Source organism: Rhizobium halophilum (assembly GCF_021648825.1).
Classification (GTDB): Bacteria; Pseudomonadota; Alphaproteobacteria; order Rhizobiales; family Rhizobiaceae; genus Neorhizobium; species Neorhizobium halophilum.
On the sequence record NZ_JAKJHS010000008.1, the window covers coordinates 35,125 to 56,191 of the forward strand.

Genomic DNA, 21,067 nt, shown 5'->3' on the forward strand with positions numbered 1-21,067 from the left:
TGATCTGCGTCATGGACAAAAGGTTGACGCATGAGCCTGATTGACACACTCGCCTCCGTCTCCGCAAACAGCCCGGCCTTCGAGCCGGGACAGGTCTGGCTTGCAGGAGCGGGTCCGGGCCACCCTCGCCATCTTACGCTGGAAGTGGCCGACGCGCTGTCGAAGGCCGACAGCATTGTTTACGATGCGCTTGTCTCGCCTGATGTTCTCGCCTTCGCAGCCGATACCGCAGAATTGCATTTTGCCGGCAAGAGAGGGGGCAAGCCATCGGAAACGCAGGAAAACATCATCTCCACCCTGATCCAGCTCGCCCGGTCAGACAAGAAGGTCTTGCGGCTCAAGGGAGGAGATCCGTTCATCTTCGGTCGCGGCGGCGAGGAAGCAGAGGCTCTCGCCGAGGCCAAGATACCGTTCCGCATTCTGCCGGGCATGACATCGGCGCTTGCAGCACTCGCCTCCGCACATATTCCAGCGACCATGAGGGGCGTAAGCCGCTCCATCACGCTTGCCACAGGCCACGCCGCTGGCACCGAGGATGATCTTGACTGGCGGGCGCTCGCCAAGCTGGGCGAACCCATCATTGTCTATATGGGCCTGAAGATGATCGGCGAAATCAGCCGCCTGTTGATGGAGGGCGGCATGGCGGCTCACACGCCGGTTGCTGTACTCATGGCCGCAACAACCCCCGAGGAGCGCCTCCTGATCGCCAATCTCGCGACCGTGGAAATGGAAGTCCGTCACCAAGGCTTTGCCGCTCCTGCGCTCATCGTCATCGGTGACATCGTGCCTATGCGCGAGCTTCTCACGAGCGGACGCGACACGTGACCCCTCGCGCAATCATCATCGGGGCACCGAGGTCGGGATCCGGGAAGACCAGCGTCACCATCGGCCTGCTGCGCGCTTTCGCGAGGCGCGGCGTGAAGGTACGGGGTGTCAAAACCGGACCGGACTACATTGATCCAGGGTTCCACGAGGTGGCGACAGGTCATCGTGGTCTCAACCTCGACAGCTGGGCAATGCACCCTTCGCTCCTGTGCCATCTCGCGGGCGAACAGGCCTCGGATGCCGACTTGCTGATCATCGAAAGCGCCATGGGCCTTTTCGACGGGATTCGCGGCGAGCCAAAGCGTTCCGGAGCAGCCTCCGATCTCGCAGCACTATTCGCTATACCGGTACTGCTGGTTCTCGACGTATCGGGGCAGTCGCAAACAGCAGCCGCCATTGCGCACGGTTTTGCTCACTACGATCCGCAGGTGAAACTCGCGGGCTGCGTACTCAATCGCGTCGGAAGCGAACGCCACAGAACCCTCTGTACCGACGCCATCAACCACATCGGCCTCCCCGTACTCGGTTCGGTCCTTCGTGACCCCAATCTCGTTTTACCCGAACGCCATCTTGGGCTCGTGCAGGCAAGCGAGCATCCTGAGATGAACGCCCATATCGATCGGCTCGCAGACGCTATGGAAGCCTCGCTGGATCTGGAGGAAATCTTCTCGGCAGCGTCGCCCCTTCGGCTGCCCTCGGGTTCCGCGGACCAGGCGCTTCCCCCTCCCGGGCAACGTATCGCTCTAGCTCAGGATGCAGCCTTTACTTTTCTGTATCCTCACGTCGTGCACCATTGGAGATCCCTTGGTGCTGAGATCGTTCCCTTTTCTCCCCTAGCGAATGAAGCGCCACCGCAGGGCTGCGACGTTTGTTGGGTTCCTGGTGGCTATCCCGAACTACATGCCGGTCGCCTTGCGGCAGCGGAAAATTTCAAGAACGGCCTCCTCCGCTTCGCCGAAACCCGGCCCGTTCACGGTGAATGTGGCGGATACATGGTATTGGGTGCCGCGCTCGAGGATGCAGAAGGCGTGACGCACCCGATGACGGGCCTGCTTTCCCATCATACAAGCTTTGCCCATCGGAAAATGAACCTTGGCTATAGGCAGGCGACACTGCTGGCGGAGAGCCCACTGGGGCGCAAAGGGCAAGTCGTGCGCGGCCACGAGTTCCACTACGCGCGAGTGATTCATCCTGGCAATGACGAACCCCTTGCGACCATTGCTGATGGACTTGGCAAACCCATCGGCTTTTCGGGAGGACGGCGCGGCATGGTCAGCGGCAGCTTCTTCCACGGCATAGCCATTGCTTAACTGTCTACCGCGCTATCCCCCGCGCTCATTCTTGCGTCCTGATCGGCCTCCACCTTGACAGGATTTGACGCCTAGCGTATTCCCGCGCTCGATCCGGCGTGGATATTTTCCGTGCCTATTTCTCGTTGCGCGAAGGCCTAGGCCCATGTGCAATTCACTGGCAGGATCAGGCTGAACAGCCAGCCCTGCTCAACGACTGACAAAAAGACGGCCGCCGAAGGGTAGAGCCGGAACGAACATGGAAGGATAGAAAATGTTCGCAGTCATCAAGACCGGCGGTAAGCAGTACCGCGTTGCGGCCAACGATGTTGTCACCATCGAAAAGCTCGACGCTGAAGCCGGCGCGACGATCGAGTTCAACGAAATCCTCGTTATCGGCGAAGGTGCGGATGCCAAGTTCGGCGCCCCCTTTGTTTCCGGCGCGACGGTCAAGGCCGAAGTGGTCGAGCATAATCGCGGCAAGAAGGTTCTGTCCTTCAAGAAGCGTCGCCGGCAGAATTCCAAGCGGATTCGCGGGCACCGCCAGCACCACACGGTTGTTCGCATCACGGACATCTTGGCTTAAGTCAATCTGGGTTTTGTAAGGTTTAAGGAGAACACCAATGGCACACAAAAAAGCTGGCGGTTCGTCGCGTAACGGTCGCGACTCACAGTCCAAGCGGCTTGGCGTGAAGAAGTTCGGTGGTGAGAACGTCATCGCTGGCAACATTATCGTGCGCCAGCGCGGCACGCAGTGGCATCCCGGCGCCAACGTCGGCCTCGGCAAGGATCACACCATTTTTGCGCTTACCGCGGGCAACGTGAATTACCGTACAAAGGCCAATGGCCGCGTGTACGTGTCTGTAATGCCGAAAGCCGAAGCAGCGGAATAAGCCGGTAGCGCTCTACAACAGCCGGCGTCTCATCGACCCGGCTGGCACCACCAGGTTTCAGTCCAAAGAAAAGGGAAGATGGGGCGCCACCCACCTTCCCTTTTTCTTTTGTTCCACAAGGAGGACTGTACCATGCAAGGCGAACTGATAAGGGCGAGCCAATCGCGGCCGCCCGAGGAAAGGCTGAGGCCCGAGCGGTCGAGAAGCGATTGCCCCGTCTTACTCTCGCAGAGACTGGTTCTCCGCGCTCCCCATGAAGAAGACATCGACGCTCTTGCCCATCTCGCCAACAATGCGAACATTGCCACCATGGTGTCTCGCATGCCGCACCCCTACACGGCGAAGGACGCCGCCGAATTCGTGCGACGCGCGAAAACGGGCGAGATTGGCAAGTGCGTCTATGCGATCACGCGCGGAGACAATGGCCGCTTTTTGGGCTGCTGCGGACTGGAGCCGCAGGAAGATGAGAAGATCGTCGAGATCGGCTACTGGCTGGGTGAACCCTACTGGAACCAGGGCTATGCAACGGAAGCCGCCCATGTCCTGATCGACATGGCGTTCCGGACCCGTGACATCGACTATATCGATGCCCGTTGCCGGGTCACGAACGTCGCATCACGGCGCGTGATCCAGAAGTGCGGCTTCCAGTTCCAGGGATCCGGCATGTTTGGATCTCTGGCCATGGGCGGGATGGTGCCGGTGGAGTGGTTCCGGTTGGACCGCAAGACCTGGATGTCGTTGCGCAGCTGGGGAGAACTCAGATGACCGCGGCACTTCATCAGCCCGGCTCCGCGACTAGGGCCATGCCCGGGCCTTGCCCGGCCATCACCAGTCGAAACCTTGTCCTGAGGCCCCACAGGCTGGAGGATGCCGGTGCCATTGCGCAATCGCTGTCGGATTGCGCCGTCGCCTGCATGTTGGCGCGTATCCCTCAACCCTATCACCGGGAAGATGCGGTCGATTGGGTCCAAGCGCACCTCTGCGGTTCTTCGCAAGGGTGGGCACTGGCGATCACGACAGGCGATGATGTCCACATCGGTGTCGTTGGTCTTGAACGGCGCGGCGCCGACTGGCACCTTGGCTACTGGCTGAACCGGTTCTATTGGGGCAAGGGCATCATGACGGAGGCGGTCGGGGCAGCCCTCGACCGGTTCCTGCGGCGCATGCCGGGCATCGAGATCTGCTCCGGCGTCTTCGTAGACAATCCGGCGTCCCTGCGCATCCAGCAGAAGCTCGGCTTCACCATCACCGGTTGCTCCGACCTCTTCAGTCTGTCACGCAATGCGATGGTGCAGCATGTGGAGACGAAGCTCCGCCCGCAAGACTTTCGCCGTCCTTGACGAAGCGACGAGCCGGCGGCGTGAGCCGCCGGCTTTTCAAGCCAGTTCCAGCCAGACGGGGAAGTGGTCCGAGCCGCGCGCCTGATGATCCACCCGCGCGGATTGCACCCGCGCCGCCAGTTGCGGATTTATGAAGCAGTGATCCAGATGCATCTTTTGCGTTCCATCGCCCGGCGATTTGACCCAGGTGTAGCTGTCTTGGGTGACGAGGCCCAGATGAGCACAGGCATCGACCATCTGGTTTGCGCGGAGCGACCGCTGGTAATAGCTGTCGCCCCGGCCAACCATCTCTAGGTATTCGGGGGATTCCGGCGTCATGTTGAAGTCGCCCATCATGACGAAGTTCTCCGGAAGCGGCGGGTCGGTGAAGCCAAATTCTTCGGCTCCCGTCAGGGCGCCGCCCTCGTTGACGTAGTCCAGCGCGCGGCTCTTGAGGAAGCGGATCTGCTCGATCCGCTCATCGGGAGAAACGTGGTCGAGATGAACAGAGTAGAAGCGCAGCGGACCATCTGGCGTGTCCACGACCGCCTCGACGGCACCTCGCTGCAGGTTAAGTTTGTTAAACGTGCGGCTGCGCGGCAGAAGCAGGTGGCGCACCGCGAGGATCGGCCAGCGTGACAGGACCATATTGCCGAACTGCAGGCGCCGCTCCACGGGCCGCCCGTCAACCTCGTCTATACCCAGCAGAACATCGCAGGGCGCTGCGAAGCTCGAAAAGTAGTGAGGAAACAGCTCCTTCAGCGCCGCCACCATATCCACGGAGCCATTGCGGGATAAGCCTCGGGTGACTTCTTGCAGCCCGATGATGTCGGCACCGGCAAGGCTCTCGGCGATACGGTTCAGGTCGTACCCGCCGTCGAGGCCGATGCCGTACTGAATATTATAACTTGCCAATTTCATGATACTCTTTGACCTCCGCCTGCACGGCCTATATCCAACCCGGACAACGTCTTACGACGATGGCGTTGCCGCTAACACAAGACTGATGGCAGTAAGATGAAGTTTCTCGATGAAGCGAAAGTTTACATACGCTCCGGCGACGGCGGCGCAGGTGCCGTCTCGTTCCGACGAGAGAAGTTCATCGAGTTCGGCGGCCCCGACGGCGGCGATGGCGGACGTGGGGGCGATGTCTGGGTCGAGGCGGTCAACGGCTTGAACACTTTGATCGACTTCCGCTACCAGCAGCACTTCAAGGCGAAGACGGGCACGCACGGCATGGGTCGCAACCGCACCGGCGCCAATGGAGAAGAGGTTACGCTCAAAGTGCCGGTCGGCACCCAGATTTTCGAAGAAGACAATGAGACGTTGATCATCGACCTCACAAAGGAGGGCCAGAGGTTCCGCCTCGCCAAGGGCGGTAATGGTGGTTTCGGCAATGCGCACTTCAAATCTTCGACGAACCAGGCGCCGAACTGGGCAAATCCGGGCCTTGAAGGCGAAGAGAAGACGATCTGGCTGCGGCTTAAGTTGATAGCGGATGCCGGACTGGTGGGATTGCCCAACGCCGGAAAATCGACGTTCCTTGCCACGGTAACACGCGCGCGACCGAAGATCGCCAACTATCCCTTCACCACGCTTCATCCAAATCTGGGAGTCGCCACCATCGACGGCCGCGAATTCGTGCTTGCCGATATTCCGGGGCTGATCGAAGGAGCACATGAAGGCGTGGGCATCGGCGATCGCTTTCTGGGCCACGTAGAGCGTACGCGCGTCTTGCTGCATCTGGTCTCGGCTGTCGAAGACAACGCAGGCAAGGCATACAATACCGTCAAGAAGGAGTTGGAGGCCTACGGAGGTGGGCTGACCGACAAGCCAGAGATCGTCGCGCTTTCGCAGATCGACGTCCTGGACGAGGCTGAGTTGAAGAAGAAGGCGAAGGATCTGCAGCGGGCCTGCGGCCAGAAGCCTTTTCTCATTTCGGCTGCGACGGGCAAGGGAATGACGGAGGTTCTGCGCGCTTTGCGGGATGTGATTGTCGAGGCCGGAGGTGACCATACGGCGTTGCCCGATCGCAGCGACCGCTATACGGAAATCCCCCATCGGGAGGAGGATGACGAATGACTGCTGGACGAAAGCCGCTGGCAGGCTACCGGCGGATCGTCGTTAAGATCGGCTCCGCTCTCCTTGTCGACCGTGCGAGCGGCCTCAAGTCAGATTGGCTTTCCTCCATCTGCTCGGATGTAACGAGACTGAAGGCACAGGGCGCGGAGGTTCTGATCGTATCCTCGGGCGCGATCGCTCTTGGGCGGACTGTCCTGAAGCTGCCATCAGGCGCATTGAAGCTTGAGGAAAGCCAGGCGGCGGCGGCGGTCGGCCAGATTGCTCTGGCGCGCGCCTGGTCCGAAAGCCTGTCTCGAAACCAGCTCGTTGCAGGACAAATCCTTTTGACACTAGGCGATACCGAAGAGCGTCGCCGTTATCTCAACGCGCGGGCGACCATAAGCCAGTTGCTGAAGATTGGGGCCATCCCGATCATCAACGAGAACGACACCGTGGCCACCTCCGAAATCCGCTATGGTGACAACGACCGGCTGGCTGCACGCGTCGCAACGATGACCGGCGCTGACCTGCTTGTATTGCTGTCCGACATCGACGGACTTTATACCGCACCTCCCCATCTCGATCCGAATGCTGCCTTCTTAGATGTCATTCCCGCAATCACTCCAGAGATTGAGGCGATGGCCGGGGGCGCAGCATCGGAGTTGTCCCGTGGCGGTATGCGGACAAAGATCGATGCGGGTAAAATCGCAACCAGTGCCGGCTGCGCCATGATCATCGCCTCTGGAAAGACGGAGCATCCGCTCGCCGCAATTGATGAAGACACTCGTTCTTCATGGTTCGCTCCGTCCTCGTCACCCGTAACAGCCCGAAAAACATGGATCGCTGGACAATTACAGCCGGCTGGTGAGCTACGCGTCGATGCGGGGGCGGAGCGAGCATTGGCGAGCGGCAAGAGCTTGCTTCCTGCAGGCGTTGTATCCGTCACCGGCCACTTCCATCGAGGCGATACGATCGCCATCCTTGGGGGTAGTGGCCGTGAGGTCGCACGCGGCCTTGCAGGCTACGATTCTGAGGAAGCCACTCGCATTGCGGGTCGCAAGTCGGCTGAGATCGAAGCTATCCTGGGATACGCCGGTCGGGCAGCCATGGTCCACCGCGATGATCTTGTTATGACAGGAGCGTCGGCACGGTCGGAACAGAACGACGTATCGGAGCAGGAACCCCTCCATGCTTGAAGTACCTACGGATCACGCAGAAGACATCATTGCTTTGATGGGCAACCTCGGACGGCGGGCGAGAGCGGCAGCACGAGCTCTTGCGACGGCCTCAACGAAAGCAAAGAACGATGCCCTGGAAGCCATGGCTGACGCGCTTGTCGCCGACAAGGCGGAGATGCTCAAAGCCAATGCGGACGACCTGCGGCAAGTGGAAGGCAAGGGTCTGCAAGCATCCTTCATCGACCGCTTGACGCTCACCAGCAAGTCGGTCGACGGTATGGCTCAAGCACTGCGGGAGATTGCTGCGCTGCCTGATCCCGTTGGAACCGTCATAGCGGCATGGGATCGGCCCAATGGACTGAAGATCGAGCGCGTGCGCACACCCCTTGGGGTGATCGGGGTGGTCTACGAGAGTCGCCCCAATGTCACCGCAGATGCTGGAGCGCTGTGTCTCAAGGCAGGCAACGCGGTGATTCTCCGGGGTGGCTCCGACTCCCTCCATTCCTCGCGTGCGATCCATCAGAGCCTGATAAAGGGCCTCAAAGCTGCGGGTCTTCCCGAGGATGCCATTCAGATCGTTCCGACTGCCGATCGGGCAGCCGTGGGCGCCATGTTGACCGGCCTCGACGGCGCTATCGACGTTATCGTGCCCCGGGGCGGAAAGAGCCTTGTCGCGCGTGTGCAGAATGAAGCGCGGGTACCGGTCTTCGCCCACCTGGAAGGTCTCTGCCACATCTATGTCGATGCTTCCGCTGAACTCGATATGGCAAAGAGCATCGTCGTCAACGCGAAGATGAGACGAACAGGCATTTGCGGGGCCGTGGAGACACTTCTGGTCGACAGCGCTGCGATCGGTACGCATCTCATGCCGGTCCTGGAAGCTCTGGCGGAGGCGGGGTGTGAGATACGAGCTTCAGCGGCCGTCCTGAAGGTGTTTCCTGGCTTCAAGCCGGCCACGGAAGAGGATTGGCGCACGGAATACCTCGACGCGATCGTCTCGGTTGCGATTGTGGACGGTATCTCTGGAGCGATCGCCCACATCGGCACCTACTCCTCCAACCACACGGAAGCGGTGATCGCCGAAGACCCGAAGGTGGTGGAGCGTTTCTTCAACGAGATCGATTCAGCCATCCTTCTGCACAATGCTTCCACTCAGTTCGCCGATGGGGGCGAGTTCGGCATGGGAGGCGAAATCGGCATAGCGACAGGCAAGATGCACGCTCGCGGGCCAGTGGGCGTCGAACAACTTACCTCCTTCAAGTACCGCGTACACGGCACCGGCCAAGTCCGTCCGTAGCCTGCCGTGGTAGAGGATGTACTCGCCAAGAAATTCCTTTCGATGCCGCATACCGAGCACGGCATGGTGGTCGGTCTTTTCGGCGGATCCTTCAACCCTCCCCATGAAGGTCACCTTCTTGTGGCGGAGATCGCACTGCGCCAACTGAACCTCGATCAGCTTTGGTGGATGGTGACACCCGGAAATCCACTCAAGAGCCAGACGGAGCTTGCGCCGCTTGCAAAGAGGATAGCCGCCAGCGAGAAGCTGGCGAAGGATCCTAAGATAAAGGTTACCGCCTTCGAGCATGCTCTTGGAAGCCCGTACACGGCCCATACGCTTTCCCACGTGAGGAAGCTTAAGTACGGAGTGCACTTCATCTGGATCATGGGCGCCGACGGCCTGAAGACCTTCCATCGGTGGCAGCAGTGGCGGACTATCGTGAACACCTTTCCCATCGCCATTATCGATCGGCCGGGGGCGACGCTGTCCTTCCTCTCCTCCAGGATGACGCGCAGCTATGGGTATGCGCGCGTAGACGAGGACGACGCGGGCATCCTGTGGCGCAAGCAAGCACCAGCTTGGACCTTCATTCACGGTCCTCGTTCGTCCCTCAGTTCTACGAGTCTCCGCTCCGAAACCCGTTCTTGACGCCAATCACGTTTTTCTTCGGTGACTTGAAAGAAGGATCGTTCGATGCCACTTTTCAGTAGCGGTCGAAAGATTTCGGATTCGCTGACAGTGCTGTAGCTGTTATTTGGAAGAAAGGACGAACCCTGACAACAGTGCACACCAAGGGAAAGATGCCTGGCATCCTCCCGCAGAGCATGGAACGTGGCGCCGATGCCGCTGCCCAAGCTCTCGAACTGGTCCTCGCAAGCCTTGAGGACTCCAAAGCCGAAGACATTGTCACCATCAACATTGCCGGAAAATCGGCCCTTGGAGACTACATGGTTGTAGTGTCCGGGCGATCAAACCGGCACGTCAACGCAATTTCGGAACACCTGATTTCAGACTTGAAGGACGAGGGCCTCGGCACGGCTCGCGTTGAAGGCCTCGAGATGGGTGATTGGGTGCTGATCGATACCGGTGACATCATCATCCATGTGTTTCGCCCCGAAGTGCGGGAGTTCTACAACATCGAAAAGATGTGGGCTGCTCCTGACATCGACGAGGAAACGCTACACTAGCAGCGGCATGCCGGTCCGCCACAACTAACCTTGGCGAGCGTCGACTTGCAGTAGCATGACGCGCGCCTTCAGAATGCTGAGATTGGCGGAAGACATGCGCATCAGCCTCTTTGCCGTGGGACGGCTCAAATCCGGACCGGAAAAGGAGCTTGCGTCTCGATATCTGGACCGCTTTGCTAAGGCCGGCCCCGGCGTGGGGCTTGAGTTCGCGCGGGTGGTCGAGGTGGCGGAGAGCCGCGCATCCAGTTCCGGGACCCGGAAACGCGAAGAAGCTGCAGCTCTGGAAAAGGCTTTGCCGGACAACGCGGTCCTTGTCCTTTTAGATGAACACGGGAAAACGTTGGACAGCGAAAGCTTCGCGCAAACGTTGGGCCGCCTCCGTGACGCGGGAAAGCGAGACCTGATGGTTGCGATCGGCGGAGCAGATGGGTTGGATCCCGTGCTGCACGAGAAGGCGTCTCTTGTCATCAATCTCGGCACCATGACATGGCCGCATCAGTTGGTCCGCATACTCATTGCGGAACAGCTCTATCGCGCCGTTACCATCCTTGCCGGGCATCCCTATCACCGAGCCTGACACTCGCCAGCACACGCGGTTGTTTATGGTTATCCTGCGCAAATCAGCTTACTCCTCGGCTGCGGCAACCGGAGCCTCCATGAAAGCCACAGCAAGGCGAGTTTACCCTCGAAGGCTGCAGTTCTACGCAGCCACGGTGACGATTTCTCTGCTTCATCCTTTTCCGCTCGCCCTGGATCGCCTGGCTGCGGCACAAACCCTAGTGCAACTGGAGAGCCAGCCGGATCCGACGCTCCAGCTCGAACAGAAGCGAGAAGAGGCACGCGAGGAACTCTCGACGCTTGCCGACACCATCACGCTTTCCGTCGAGAAGGCGGAGGCAATAGAGCAGAACATCGCTGAACTGGAGAAGACAACGGAGAATCTTCGCCAGGCGCTGATCGATTCCGCCAGTCGACGCAAAGAACTCGAGCAGGAGATCAACGATGCTGAAAAAAAGCTCGCGACGCTTCGGCTGAGGGAGGAGGAAATCCGTCTCTCGCTGCGCGGGCGTCGTGACGTGCTGGCAGAAGTGCTGGCGGCCCTGCAGCGGATGGGTCGCAATCCGCCACCCGCCCTGCTGGTGACGCCCGAAGACGCCTTGGCTTCGGTCCGGAGTGCGATCCTGCTGGGGGCGGTCGTTCCCGAGATGCGGCATCAGGCCAATCGTCTTGTCGCTGATCTGGAGGCACTAAGGGCGCTGCAGCGGGAAGCGGTAGCGCAGAAGGAGCAGGTGTCCTCCACCATCGCGTCACGAGTTGAAGAAGAAAAGCGGATGGAGGTTCTTGTTGTCGAAAACCAAAAGCTCAGCCAGGAAAACGTCGTGCAGTTGGATGCAGAGCGCCGCCGGGCGGAGGAGCTTGCAGCTCAAGCCAACAATTTAGATGAATTGATCCAGTCGCTCGAAGAAGAGATCGCCTCCGTACGTGAAGCCACGGAGCGGGCGCGCCTGGAAGAGGAGCGTCTGCGGCAGCTGTCCGAGTGGGAGCGGGAAAGGGCGAAGGCACGCGCGGAGAATGCGCTGCCTGAGAAAAACCGCATTGCCCCAGCATACGCCTTTGCGAGTCTAAAGCAGACCCTGGAGCTCCCTGTAGCGGGCGATGTTCTTCGCAGCTACGGTGACGCAGATGGACTGGGACATACGGCAGTGGGGGTAACGGTCGCCACCAGCCCTGGGGCAATCGTGACGGCGCCGGCAGATGGTGTGGTCGTTTTTGCCGGTGCGTTCAGGAGCTACGGGCAGATGATCATCCTGAATGCTGGAGATGGTTACCATCTCGTGCTGGCAGGGATGGAGCAGGTGAGGGTAAGGCAAGGCAGCTTTGTGCTTTCGGGCGAGCCGGTTGCCGTGATGGGTGAGAAAAAGGTGGCGAGCGCTGCAGCATTGACGCTGGAAACGGATCGGCCAACCCTTTACATTGAGTTCAGGAAGGACGGCGCACCGGTAGATTCGAATCCCTGGTGGGCTGCAAAGGAAATCGGAAGGGCACGTAATGATTCGTAAGGCTTCTCTTGTGGTCGTCGGTGCGCTGATGGGTGCGACCGCGATGAGCGTCATCTATTCAGCAGGGGTGCCAGCACAGGCGGCAGGCCCTTCGACATACAAAGAACTTTCAATATTTGGTGATGTCTTCGAACGCGTGCGTGCGCAGTACGTCACACCTCCCGACGAGGAAAAGCTGGTGGAGAATGCCATCAATGGCATGCTGACTTCGCTGGACCCGCACTCAAGCTTTTTGAATTCCAAAGACGCCGAAGATATGCGGACGCAGACGCGCGGTGAGTTCGGTGGTCTCGGCATCGAAGTCACTATGGAGAACGAACTCGTTAAGGTAATCGCGCCGATCGACGATACTCCCGCTTCCCGCGCAGGAATTCTGGCGGGAGACCTCATCACCGAGATCGACGGGACCGCCGTCCGCGGCCTGAAGCTTGAAGAAGCTGTCGAAAAGATGCGCGGCGCCATCAACACGCCGATCAAGCTCACTGTGCTGCGAGAAGGCGCCGACAAGCCACTCGAAATCACCGTTGTTCGCGACATCATTGCGGTGAAGGCGGTCAAGTCACGCACGGAAGATGACGTGGGCTATTTGCGCGTAATCTCTTTCACGGAGAAGACCTTTGACGATCTTGAAGCGGCGATCCAGAAGATCAAGGCGGAAGTGCCGGCAGACAAGCTCAAGGGCTACGTCCTTGACCTCCGTTTGAACCCTGGTGGACTGCTCGACCAAGCCATCAACGTTTCGGACGCCTTCTTGGAACGTGGAGAGGTCGTATCAACCCGTGGGCGTAACGCCGACGAGACGCGCCGCTTCAATGCCGGCCCCGGCGACCTTACGGACGGAAAGCCAGTTGTGGTCCTTATCAATGGCGGCTCTGCGTCGGCTTCGGAAATCGTCGCTGGTGCTCTGCAAGATCTGAAGCGAGCGACTGTCGTGGGTACCCGCTCGTTCGGCAAGGGGTCTGTGCAGACGATCATTCCGCTCGGCGAAAGCGGCGCTTTGCGCCTGACGACCGCGCTGTATTACACACCGTCAGGCACGTCGATTCAGGGGACTGGAATCAAGCCCGATATTGCTGTTGAGCAACCACTGCCCGAAGAACTTCAGGGCAAGGTGCGCGCTGAGGGTGAGTCCAGCCTGCGAGGCCACATTCCTGGCCAGAACGAAACTGAGGAAGGCTCCGGTTCCGTCGCTTATGTGCCGCCGGAAGCGAAGGACGACCTCCAGTTGAACTACGCTCTGGATCTTCTGCGCGGCAAGAAGACCGATCCGGCCTTCCCGCCGAGCCCGGACAAAGCGGCTTCTGCCCAGCAGTGACGCCTCCATGAGGGAGCCGAGCTGGCTCCCTCCCCCTAACCTGTCAACGGGCGGACGAGATTTTCTTGGGTACCGATCTTTACAAGCCGCTCGGACAAAATCGGCCGGCCGGAAGAAAGCCCGGCCCACGCCTTTCCCGCTATTCTTTTCTCGCCGTGGGCGCGGCAACGCTTGTCATTGCGCTGTCCGTCTACACGATGCGTGGGGAGACTGTACTTGAGCGAAACGACCTGCAAGCGGCCACGGTGTCGTTACCTGAGCAGGTGACTTCAGAGAAACAGCCGGAGGTCGAAGCCGCGGGCCAGTTCGATCGGGTAGATCCTCGATCGGGAGCCAATGTGGAGCGTACACTGACCGACGACGGCACTGTCGTCACCAAGTTTTCACCCCGATCCCGGGATGGAAACGGACCCGTCTTGGTGGAGACGCCGCGTCTGGGGCAGGATCCTCGCCTCGCCGGAACCCCCAACCCAAACCTTCTGGAAGACTCACCCTATGGTGCCTTGCCCATTGTTGGACCAGATGGCCTGCGGCCGATGGATCAATATGCCCGTCCCTGGTCCGGCGCGAGAGGGACACGCATCGCCATCGTGGTGAGCGGCTTGGGCCTCAGCCAGACCGGCACGCAGAAAGCCATCGAGCAGCTGCCAGAAGAGGTCACCCTTGCTTTCGCAGCAAGCGGCAACAGTCTGCAGCGTTGGATGCAGACGTCCCGGCGCCAAGGCCACGAGATATTGATCCAAGTCCCGATGGAGCCCTTCGGCGTTTCTGAGCCGGAAGCAGACGCGACGATGCTTCTCTCCAGCCTTCCGGTTGCAGAGAACCTCGCACGCCTGCACGAGGCGATGGGAAAGATCACCGGCTATACCGGCATCATGAACTATCAGGGCGCGCGGCTCCTATCGAACGCGGAAGCCCTTGAACCCGTTCTTCGCGATGTGGCTTCACGTGGCTTGCTGTTCCTTGACGACGGAAGCTCCGCACGCTCCACCACGGCGGGCATCGCCCAGGCAATCGAACTTCCTCACAGCTTTGCCGACCTGACGCTCGATACTCAGCTAGAAGGAAGCGCAATCCTCCGAAAGCTTGACGACCTTGAACGCCTCGCCCTTCGCAAAGGCAGTGCTGTCGGCGTCGCCTCCGCGTTTGATGAATCCATTGATGCCATACGCCAGTGGATCGAAGAAGCAAGCGCGCGTGGCATCGAGATTGTTGGCGTTTCAGCGCTAGCTGACAATCCCTTGCGCGACGAGAAGAGCCTGAGATGAACAGTGAAGCCCTTTTAAAAGCTGAGGATTTCCCCTATCGCCCCTGTGTCGGCATCATGGTTCTCAACAGCGAGGGCCTTGTTTGGGCGGGTCGGCGTATCGCGGCAGAAAACAGTGAATACGATGGTTCTCCGCAACTGTGGCAGATGCCGCAGGGCGGGATCGACGAAAGGGAAGATCCTCTGAAGGCAGCATACCGGGAGCTCTATGAGGAAACCGGCATGCGTACTGTTAGGCTTCTTGGCGAGTCGAGCGGGTGGATCAACTACGATCTCCCGCCGCACCTGATCGGAATTGGCCTTAAGGGTAAGTTCAGGGGCCAAACCCAGCGATGGTTCGCCTTCCGCTTTGAGGGGAGCGAAGACGAGATCCAGATCAATCCGCCGCCCGGCGGCCACTCGGCCGAGTTCGACGCATGGGAGTGGAAGCCGATGGCTGAGCTTCCTTTCCTGATCGTGCCCTTCAAGCGCGCCGTCTACGATCAGGTGGTAGCGCAGTTCCAGCACCTCGCGGGCACACGCGCCTAAAGGGAAGATTTTGGCCGGCCTGAACCCCAGAACCGGTTTGCCGCAGTCACGCAAGGCATCAGCTGCGTCACTTCTCAGGCACGTTCTCCCGTAGCTCTGCCAGCCAGACTTTAGCGCTGGCATCAGAAGGCGCACGCCAATCCCCTCGCGGCGACAAAGAGCCACCTGATGATATCTTCGGGCCGTTAGGCAATGTTGAGCGCTTGAATTGGCTGGCGAAGAAGCGAGCTAGAAAGACCTCCAGCCAGCCTCTTATCTCCGCGAGTGAATAGGCTCGCCGCTGCTCCTCCGGAACACCGGCAGGCCAGGCACCCCGTTCAGCATTGCTCCAGGCGCTGTGGGCGAGGAAGGCTATCTTCGACGGACGATAGCCATAGCGGGTCAGATAGAAGAGGTTAAAGTCTTGAAGGGCGTAGGGACCAACGATATCCTGTGTCGACTGGATCTTCCCCTCCTCACCCGGAGGCACCAGTTCAGGCGAGATCTCCGTTGCGAGAATCGCCTCCAGAACATCCGTGGTGTCCTGGCTCACGTCGCCGGAATGAGCGACGAACCGGATGAGGTGCTGGATCAGCGTCTTCGGCAGCGACGCATTGACGTTGTAGTGCGACATGTGGTCTCCCACACCAAAGGTGCACCACCCAAGCCCCAGCTCGGAAAGGTCTCCAGTCCCGACCACCAGCCCGCCGATCTGGTTCGCCAGGCGGAAGAGATAATCCGTGCGCAGCCCCGCTTGGACATTCTCGAAGGTGACATCATAGACGGGCTCGCCTGCACTGAATGGATGGCCAAGATCCGCCAACATTTGTCGCGCAGCCGGACGGATATCGATCTCCTCCCCGGTCACCCCAAGGCTGTTGATCAGCGTCCAGGCGTTGCTCTTAGTATCGTCAGAGGTGGCGAAGCCTGGCAGCGTATATGCCCGGATGTCTGTGCGATCGCGGCCGATCATGTCCATTGCGCGGGCCGCGACAATCAGGGCCTGAGTAGAGTCCAAGCCGCCCGACACCCCAATGACCGGATGCTTGACACCTGTCGCGAGAAGGCGCTTTGCCAGACCCTGCACCTGAATGTTGTAGGCTTCGTAACAGTCCTCGCGGAGACGGGCAGGATTGGACGGCACATAGGGAAAGCGCTCAATGCTGCGCCGAAGCGGGACGGTGGTCTCAGGACGCTGGAGGTTGACGTTGACGATCCTGAACGGGCCCCCAGCTTGAAGTTCCTGCTTGGCGCAGTCGCCATAGGTATTCAGCCGCATCCGCTCCTGGCGCAGGCGACCGAGGTCGATGTCAGCAGACACGAAATTACCGATTACCGGAAACCGCTGCGTCTCCGCCAGTAGGTCGCCATATTCGAAAATCGCAGCATGGCCATCCCAGGCGAGATCCGTGGTGGATTCGCCCGGCCCTGCCGCCGAATAAGCATAAGCGGAGACGGTACGGGCGGACTGGCTGGCGCACAGCATCCGCCGTGTCTCTGCTTTCCCGATCGTAATATTGCTCGCTGATAGGTTGAGGAGTAGCTCTGCTCCCGCCATTGCGGCTCGAGTGGACGGAGGCAGCGGGACCCAGAAGTCCTCGCAGATTTCGACGTGGAAGGTAAAGGAAACATCATTCTCTGAACGAAAAAGCAGATCTACCCCGAAGGGGACGCTTTCGCCAGAAAGTGCGATAGAAGCGTTCGTCACCCCGGCCCCAGGGGTAAAATGGCGGTGCTCGTAGAACTCCCGGTATGTCGGGAGGTAACTCTTGGGAACCACCCCAAGAATTGCTCCGCGATGGATGACGACAGCAGTATTGTAGAGACGGCCTTCCCGGCGCAGCGGCGCTCCGACCACGAGGACAGGATAAAGGTTTTTGCTGGCCGCAACGATCTGCATCACGGCCCTTTCTACGGACTCTAGAAGTGCGTCCTGAAGCAAAAGATCGTCGATCGCATATGACGAAAGCCCCAATTCCGGAAAGAGCATGACGGCCGAGTTCTCCGCGTGCCCCAATTCCGCTAACCGTAATGTTTCCTTCAAGGCGAACTCCGGATCCGCGACCTCGGTGCTTGGCACACAGGTCGCAACCCGAATGAAGTCGTGGTTGTACATTGAATAGAATTCATTCACGATCTTCACTCTCCTCGCCTAACCTCTGTCTTTCGCAAACCCACGCTCACCTGCGGTTGGCCCGCTATGATCACATTGGGCACGACCGTCCCGCTGGCAAGCCGTCAGACGCAGGACCTGCGCATTTGTTCTATCTCGAAAGGCTCCGGAAGCTATAGCCGAGGGTCAACCTCTCGGCCTCTCAGTTTCTGCGTATCTTAGGTGCGCTGCCGATCAACTGGCGGGTGTAAGGATCCTGCGGGGCTTTAAACAAGGTTTCGACCGAGGCCTCTTCGACCAGGCGCCCCGAACGCATGACCGCCACCCGATCGGAAATCGCTTCGACCACCGCCAGATCATGACTGATGAAGAGATAAGAGAGGTCGAGAGTCTGCTTCAACTCCTGGAGAAGCAGCAGGACCTGCGCCTGCACGGACACATCCAGAGCGCTGACGGGCTCGTCCAGAATGAGGATCTGCGCCTCTGCCGCGAGCGCTCGGGCAATGGCGATACGCTGCGCCTGGCCACCGGAGAATTCATGTGGATAACGACCCAACGTATCGCGCGGCATCTGCACCGCATCGAGGAGGTCAGCCATCCGCGCCCGCCGCTTCTCCTGAGTGTAGCCGTTCAGCAGCTTCAGCGGCGTGTCCAGAATGTCGCTGATCGTCTTGCGTGGATTGAGCGATGCGACGGGGTCCTGAAAAACGTATTGCACTATCTTTCCGAAGACGCGGGCACCTTGCCGTCGCAACTCTACAGCATCATGGCCTGCAATGCGCATGTCACCCGTGGTCGGTTGCTCAAGCCCGACCAACATACGCGCAAGCGTGCTCTTGCCAGACCCGCTTTCGCCCACCACCGCTAGTGTCTCACCCCTTCGAAGCGTAAGCGAGACATCATCCACGGCTTTCACCGCATGGCGGGACCCACCAAAGAGGGAGCGACCACCCCCAAAGATCTTGGTCACCTGACGAAGTTCTATTGCGTGCGTGTTCATACGCTCTGCTCCGGTCGGAACAGTTTAGAAACGCGGTTCAGAAAATCCTGCCCCTGCCCGATCTCTGGAACGCAGGCAATCAGCCGTTTTGTGTAATTGTGCTGGGGATTGCTCAACAGCGCCTGTGTCTCCCCCGTCTCCACCACCACACCATCCTTCATCACCGCAACCCTGTCGCAGACTTCCGCAACGACCCCGAAGTCGTGTGTGATGAACAAAAGCGCCATGCCGCGCTCCTTTTGCAGGTCCCGCAACAAATCGAGAATCTGCGCCTGGACCGTGACATCCAGCGCCGTCGTCGGCTCGTCGGCGATGATGACGTCCGGGTCATTCGCAAGCGCCATGGCGATGCCTACGCGCTGACGCTGCCCGCCGGAAAGCTGATGGGGGAAGTGCTTTGCTCGCTCGCCGGCATCTGGGATACCCACGCGTTCGAGAAGCATTATGCTGTGCTTCCGAAGGGTCTGGCGGTCCAGCCGCTGGTGCGCGGCAATTGCCTCTTCCACCTGCCGCCCGATGGGATGCATCGGGTGGAGCGTCGTCAGCGGGTCCTGGAAGATGTAGGCGACCCTACTTCCCCTGCAGGAGATCAGCCTGATCTCCGGCATGGCGAGGACGTCCTCCCCGTCAAGGTAGATGGCGCCGTTGCGGATCAGTCCGGGCGGAGAGTTCACCAGCCCCATGATCGATAGGGCCGTCACGCTCTTGCCGGACCCGCTCTCGCCGATCAGACCAAGGCACTCGCCCGGGTTAAGGTGAAGCGAGATTTCCTGGACGGCCGCGGTGTAACGTCCATTGCGGATGAAGCCCGTTTCAAGCGCCTCCACATTCAGTACGGCATCCGTGTTGCCATTCTTCGGGCTCGTCCGATCCGGGTGGACGGCCGTTCGGGGGCCGGGGCGTAGGAGTGCGCCGGAGCGCAAGCGAGGATCGAGTATGTCGCGAATGCCATCGCCAAGAACGTTCAGGCTGATGACGATCAGGAAGATCATTACGCCCGGCACAACGGAAACATGCGGGGCGGTGAACAGTTGAGCTCTCCCCGCCCCAAGCATTGACCCTAGATCCGCTTGCGGCGGCTGTGCCCCAAGGCCGAGGAAGCTGAGACCGGCTGTCTCCAGGATCATCCAGCCGGCAGTCGTCGACATGGTGATGACGATCACCGGTAGAACGTTGGGAAGGAGTTCGGTGCAAAGAACAGACAGGTGGCCTTTTCCAGACAGCCTCGCCGCATCGACAAACTCGGCACGCGAGAGTGCGAGTGTGACCCCTCGAACGTTCCGCGCGAAGAAGGGAATGTTGACAACGGCGATGGCATAAAGCGCGTTCATCAGCCCCGGACCGAGTGCCGCAACGATCGCAAGCGCCAGAAGGATGTAGGGGAAAGCCATCAGCATATCGATGCCCCGCATCATCACATTGTCCATCCGGCCACCGGCGTAGCCGGAAAGCAGACCGATCGCCGAACCAATTGCCGCCGCCACCAGCGTTGCCGCAAAACCTACCGTCATGGACACCCGACTGCCCCAGATGAGCCGGCTCAGGATGTCGCGGCCCAACTCGTCGGTGCCCAGAAGTTGTCCCTCGGACAGTAGGGGCTGCAACCGCTGCGCGAGTGCCGTGGCGTTCGGGTCGGGCAGCGGCAGGACGGGCGCCAGCAGAGCGACCAGCACGAGCGCTCCCAGAAGCAAAAGTCCAATAGCGGCGAGCCGGTTATTGAAGAGCAGGCTCCAGGAGGAGACGCGGCTGGGGCCCCTTGCAGGGTTGGAGGCGGCCACAACGCTGTCGGTCATGACCCAATCCTCGGATCGAGCATGGTCTGGAGTAGATCAGCAGCGAGGTTGAAGAGGACATAGCTCGCCGCCACAACCAGCACGCCGCCCTGAACCAGCAGGATATCGCGGGTGGAGATGGCATTGACGAGCATCGCCCCAATGCCAGGCCATTGGAACACGGTCTCGATGTACACGGCGCCGCCGAGTACGAAGCCGGCCTGGATGCCGATGATGGGAATGACACTTACCAGAGCCGCACGAAAGGCGTGGCGATAAATTACCCGGCGCTCCGACAGTCCCTTTGCACGTGCCGTTCGAATGAAATCCTGGCGCAGAACCTCCAGCATTGCCGCACGTGTAAGTCTTGCGATGACACCGGCAGCGACAACGGCAAGCGTCAAAGCTGGCAGGACTAGGTGGAGCAGGAGGTCCTTGAAATCACCTCCCCCGTAGATCGCATACATGCCGCTGGCCGGTAGCAACCGCCATTTCACCGCAAACAGCAGAATGAGGATCAGGCCAAGCCAGAAAGACGGCATGGAAATACCCGCCAGTACCACGAAGGTTATAACCTTGTCGGCCCAGCCAAACTGGCGAACCGCCGAGATTACGCCCGCCACAAGGCCTACCACCGAGCAAAGGACGAGCGAGACCCCTGCCAGGATCAGCGTCGCCTGGAAGCGTTCCGTCACCTCGTCAAGGACAGGACGGTTTAGGGCAAACGAACGGCCGAAATCTCCCTGGAGGACGTTGCCTATCCAGATGAAGTACTGCTGCACGAGCGGCTTGTCCAACCCGAGATCACGGTTGATGCGCTCGACATTCTCCGGTGTTGCATAGGCGCCAAGGATGGCGGTGGCAGGGTCTCCCGGAATCATCGACATCACCAGGAAGACGATGATGGACAGGCCGAAGAGCACCGGAATGACAGAAAGCAGCCGCTTGGCGACATAGGCGGACATCACAGCTTCCTCCATGGACCCGTCCGCCCCCGCTCCA

21 protein-coding genes are annotated in these 21,067 nt (G+C 59.9%); 16 read left to right on the forward strand and 5 right to left on the reverse strand.

The features are described from left to right. Positions 1-30: 30 nt before the first annotated feature. The 6 genes from cobA to LXM96_RS15205 all read left to right on the forward strand — a co-directional run bounded on the left by cobA (position 31) and on the right by LXM96_RS15205 (position 4,347). Complete coding sequence (gene cobA, locus LXM96_RS15180; protein WP_239999402.1) at positions 31-825, forward strand: uroporphyrinogen-III C-methyltransferase; 795 nt, start codon at positions 31-33, stop codon at positions 823-825. Continuing rightward, positions 822-2,135 carry a cobyrinate a,c-diamide synthase gene (locus LXM96_RS15185; RefSeq protein WP_239999403.1) on the forward strand — a complete coding sequence of 438 codons (1,314 nt, stop codon included), beginning with the start codon at positions 822-824 and terminating at the stop codon, positions 2,133-2,135. The genes cobA and LXM96_RS15185 overlap by 4 nt, the downstream gene beginning before the upstream one ends. Positions 2,136-2,388: 253 nt before the next feature. After that, positions 2,389-2,700: a 50S ribosomal protein L21 gene (gene rplU, locus LXM96_RS15190; RefSeq protein WP_239999404.1), complete on the forward strand. Its 312-nt coding sequence runs from the start codon at positions 2,389-2,391 to the stop codon at positions 2,698-2,700. 37 nt (positions 2,701-2,737) lie between these two features. Then, positions 2,738-3,007, forward strand: coding sequence for a 50S ribosomal protein L27 (rpmA, locus tag LXM96_RS15195; RefSeq protein ID WP_239999405.1), 270 nt, complete (start codon positions 2,738-2,740; stop codon positions 3,005-3,007). 132 nt (positions 3,008-3,139) lie between these two features. Beyond that, positions 3,140-3,772: a GNAT family N-acetyltransferase gene (locus LXM96_RS15200; RefSeq protein WP_239999406.1), complete on the forward strand. Its 633-nt coding sequence runs from the start codon at positions 3,140-3,142 to the stop codon at positions 3,770-3,772. Next, on the forward strand, positions 3,769-4,347 hold the full coding sequence (locus LXM96_RS15205) for a GNAT family N-acetyltransferase (protein ID WP_239999407.1): 579 nt from the start codon (positions 3,769-3,771) through the stop codon (positions 4,345-4,347). The genes LXM96_RS15200 and LXM96_RS15205 overlap by 4 nt, the downstream gene beginning before the upstream one ends. Positions 4,348-4,383: 36 nt before the next feature. On the opposite strand, the gene LXM96_RS15210 is transcribed toward LXM96_RS15205, so the two are convergent. Beyond that, positions 4,384-5,247: an endonuclease/exonuclease/phosphatase family protein gene (locus tag LXM96_RS15210; protein WP_239999408.1), complete on the reverse strand. Its 864-nt coding sequence runs from the start codon at positions 5,245-5,247 to the stop codon at positions 4,384-4,386. 96 nt (positions 5,248-5,343) lie between these two features. Between LXM96_RS15210 and obgE the strand changes: the two genes are divergently transcribed. From obgE to LXM96_RS15260, 10 genes are all read left to right on the forward strand, one after another. Beyond that, positions 5,344-6,408, forward strand: a complete 1,065-nt coding sequence (obgE, locus tag LXM96_RS15215; RefSeq protein WP_239999409.1) for a GTPase ObgE — start codon at positions 5,344-5,346, stop codon at positions 6,406-6,408. After that, on the forward strand, positions 6,405-7,583 hold the full coding sequence (gene proB, locus LXM96_RS15220) for a glutamate 5-kinase (RefSeq protein WP_239999410.1): 1,179 nt from the start codon (positions 6,405-6,407) through the stop codon (positions 7,581-7,583). The genes obgE and proB overlap by 4 nt, the downstream gene beginning before the upstream one ends. After that, positions 7,576-8,862 (forward strand): glutamate-5-semialdehyde dehydrogenase, encoded by a 1,287-nt coding sequence (locus tag LXM96_RS15225; RefSeq protein ID WP_239999411.1) that lies wholly within the window; start codon positions 7,576-7,578, stop codon positions 8,860-8,862. Before proB ends, LXM96_RS15225 begins: the two co-directional genes overlap by 8 nt. A 42-nt stretch (positions 8,863-8,904) precedes the next feature. Further along, positions 8,905-9,492: a nicotinate-nucleotide adenylyltransferase gene (locus LXM96_RS15230; RefSeq protein WP_239999412.1), complete on the forward strand. Its 588-nt coding sequence runs from the start codon at positions 8,905-8,907 to the stop codon at positions 9,490-9,492. Between the two features lie 152 nt (positions 9,493-9,644). Further along, complete coding sequence (rsfS, locus tag LXM96_RS15235) at positions 9,645-10,031, forward strand: ribosome silencing factor (protein WP_239999413.1); 387 nt, start codon at positions 9,645-9,647, stop codon at positions 10,029-10,031. 94 nt (positions 10,032-10,125) lie between these two features. Further along, positions 10,126-10,608, forward strand: a complete 483-nt coding sequence (gene rlmH / locus LXM96_RS15240) for a 23S rRNA (pseudouridine(1915)-N(3))-methyltransferase RlmH (protein ID WP_239999414.1) — start codon at positions 10,126-10,128, stop codon at positions 10,606-10,608. A 79-nt stretch (positions 10,609-10,687) separates the two neighbouring features. After that, on the forward strand, positions 10,688-12,091 hold the full coding sequence (locus LXM96_RS15245) for a murein hydrolase activator EnvC family protein (RefSeq protein ID WP_239999415.1): 1,404 nt from the start codon (positions 10,688-10,690) through the stop codon (positions 12,089-12,091). Then, positions 12,081-13,406, forward strand: coding sequence for a S41 family peptidase (locus LXM96_RS15250; protein ID WP_239999416.1), 1,326 nt, complete (start codon positions 12,081-12,083; stop codon positions 13,404-13,406). Before LXM96_RS15245 ends, LXM96_RS15250 begins: the two co-directional genes overlap by 11 nt. Before the next feature lie 65 nt (positions 13,407-13,471). Next, positions 13,472-14,674 (forward strand): divergent polysaccharide deacetylase family protein, encoded by a 1,203-nt coding sequence (locus LXM96_RS15255; RefSeq protein ID WP_239999417.1) that lies wholly within the window; start codon positions 13,472-13,474, stop codon positions 14,672-14,674. Next, positions 14,671-15,201: an RNA pyrophosphohydrolase gene (locus LXM96_RS15260; protein ID WP_239999418.1), complete on the forward strand. Its 531-nt coding sequence runs from the start codon at positions 14,671-14,673 to the stop codon at positions 15,199-15,201. The genes LXM96_RS15255 and LXM96_RS15260 overlap by 4 nt, the downstream gene beginning before the upstream one ends. A 67-nt stretch (positions 15,202-15,268) precedes the next feature. On the opposite strand, the gene LXM96_RS15265 is transcribed toward LXM96_RS15260, so the two are convergent. The 4 genes from LXM96_RS15265 to LXM96_RS15280 all read right to left on the reverse strand — a co-directional run bounded on the left by LXM96_RS15265 (position 15,269) and on the right by LXM96_RS15280 (position 21,030). Then, positions 15,269-17,296 (reverse strand): NAD(+) synthase, encoded by a 2,028-nt coding sequence (locus LXM96_RS15265; protein ID WP_239999558.1) that lies wholly within the window; start codon positions 17,294-17,296, stop codon positions 15,269-15,271. Between the two features lie 199 nt (positions 17,297-17,495). Then, a complete protein-coding gene (locus tag LXM96_RS15270; RefSeq protein WP_239999419.1) occupies positions 17,496-18,293 on the reverse strand; it encodes an ATP-binding cassette domain-containing protein in 798 nt (265 codons plus the stop codon). Continuing rightward, positions 18,290-20,086, reverse strand: coding sequence for a dipeptide/oligopeptide/nickel ABC transporter permease/ATP-binding protein (locus tag LXM96_RS15275; protein ID WP_239999420.1), 1,797 nt, complete (start codon positions 20,084-20,086; stop codon positions 18,290-18,292). Before LXM96_RS15275 ends, LXM96_RS15270 begins: the two co-directional genes overlap by 4 nt. Then, positions 20,083-21,030: an ABC transporter permease gene (locus LXM96_RS15280; protein ID WP_239999559.1), complete on the reverse strand. Its 948-nt coding sequence runs from the start codon at positions 21,028-21,030 to the stop codon at positions 20,083-20,085. Before LXM96_RS15280 ends, LXM96_RS15275 begins: the two co-directional genes overlap by 4 nt. Between the last annotated feature and the right edge of the window lie 37 nt (positions 21,031-21,067).

What these genes read in the sequence shown, in the direction of transcription:
- cobA (WP_239999402.1), top strand. Translation starts at nt 31, where the DNA reads ATGAGCCTGATTGACACACTCGCCTCCGTCTCCGCAAACAGCCCGGCC.
- rplU (WP_239999404.1), top strand. Translation starts at nt 2,389, where the DNA reads ATGTTCGCAGTCATCAAGACCGGCGGTAAGCAGTACCGCGTTGCGGCC.
- rpmA (WP_239999405.1), top strand. Translation starts at nt 2,738, where the DNA reads ATGGCACACAAAAAAGCTGGCGGTTCGTCGCGTAACGGTCGCGACTCA.
- LXM96_RS15200 (WP_239999406.1), top strand. Translation starts at nt 3,140, where the DNA reads ATGCAAGGCGAACTGATAAGGGCGAGCCAATCGCGGCCGCCCGAGGAA.
- LXM96_RS15205 (WP_239999407.1), top strand. Translation starts at nt 3,769, where the DNA reads ATGACCGCGGCACTTCATCAGCCCGGCTCCGCGACTAGGGCCATGCCC.
- LXM96_RS15210 (WP_239999408.1), bottom strand. Translation starts at nt 5,247, where the DNA reads ATGAAATTGGCAAGTTATAATATTCAGTACGGCATCGGCCTCGACGGC.
- obgE (WP_239999409.1), top strand. Translation starts at nt 5,344, where the DNA reads ATGAAGTTTCTCGATGAAGCGAAAGTTTACATACGCTCCGGCGACGGC.
- proB (WP_239999410.1), top strand. Translation starts at nt 6,405, where the DNA reads ATGACTGCTGGACGAAAGCCGCTGGCAGGCTACCGGCGGATCGTCGTT.
- LXM96_RS15225 (WP_239999411.1), top strand. Translation starts at nt 7,576, where the DNA reads ATGCTTGAAGTACCTACGGATCACGCAGAAGACATCATTGCTTTGATG.
- LXM96_RS15230 (WP_239999412.1), top strand. Translation starts at nt 8,905, where the DNA reads ATGCCGCATACCGAGCACGGCATGGTGGTCGGTCTTTTCGGCGGATCC.
- rsfS (WP_239999413.1), top strand. Translation starts at nt 9,645, where the DNA reads ATGCCTGGCATCCTCCCGCAGAGCATGGAACGTGGCGCCGATGCCGCT.
- rlmH (WP_239999414.1), top strand. Translation starts at nt 10,126, where the DNA reads ATGCGCATCAGCCTCTTTGCCGTGGGACGGCTCAAATCCGGACCGGAA.
- LXM96_RS15245 (WP_239999415.1), top strand. Translation starts at nt 10,688, where the DNA reads ATGAAAGCCACAGCAAGGCGAGTTTACCCTCGAAGGCTGCAGTTCTAC.
- LXM96_RS15250 (WP_239999416.1), top strand. Translation starts at nt 12,081, where the DNA reads ATGATTCGTAAGGCTTCTCTTGTGGTCGTCGGTGCGCTGATGGGTGCG.
- LXM96_RS15260 (WP_239999418.1), top strand. Translation starts at nt 14,671, where the DNA reads ATGAACAGTGAAGCCCTTTTAAAAGCTGAGGATTTCCCCTATCGCCCC.
- LXM96_RS15265 (WP_239999558.1), bottom strand. Translation starts at nt 17,296, where the DNA reads ATGTACAACCACGACTTCATTCGGGTTGCGACCTGTGTGCCAAGCACC.
- LXM96_RS15270 (WP_239999419.1), bottom strand. Translation starts at nt 18,293, where the DNA reads ATGAACACGCACGCAATAGAACTTCGTCAGGTGACCAAGATCTTTGGG.
- LXM96_RS15275 (WP_239999420.1), bottom strand. Translation starts at nt 20,086, where the DNA reads ATGACCGACAGCGTTGTGGCCGCCTCCAACCCTGCAAGGGGCCCCAGC.
- LXM96_RS15280 (WP_239999559.1), bottom strand. Translation starts at nt 21,030, where the DNA reads ATGTCCGCCTATGTCGCCAAGCGGCTGCTTTCTGTCATTCCGGTGCTC.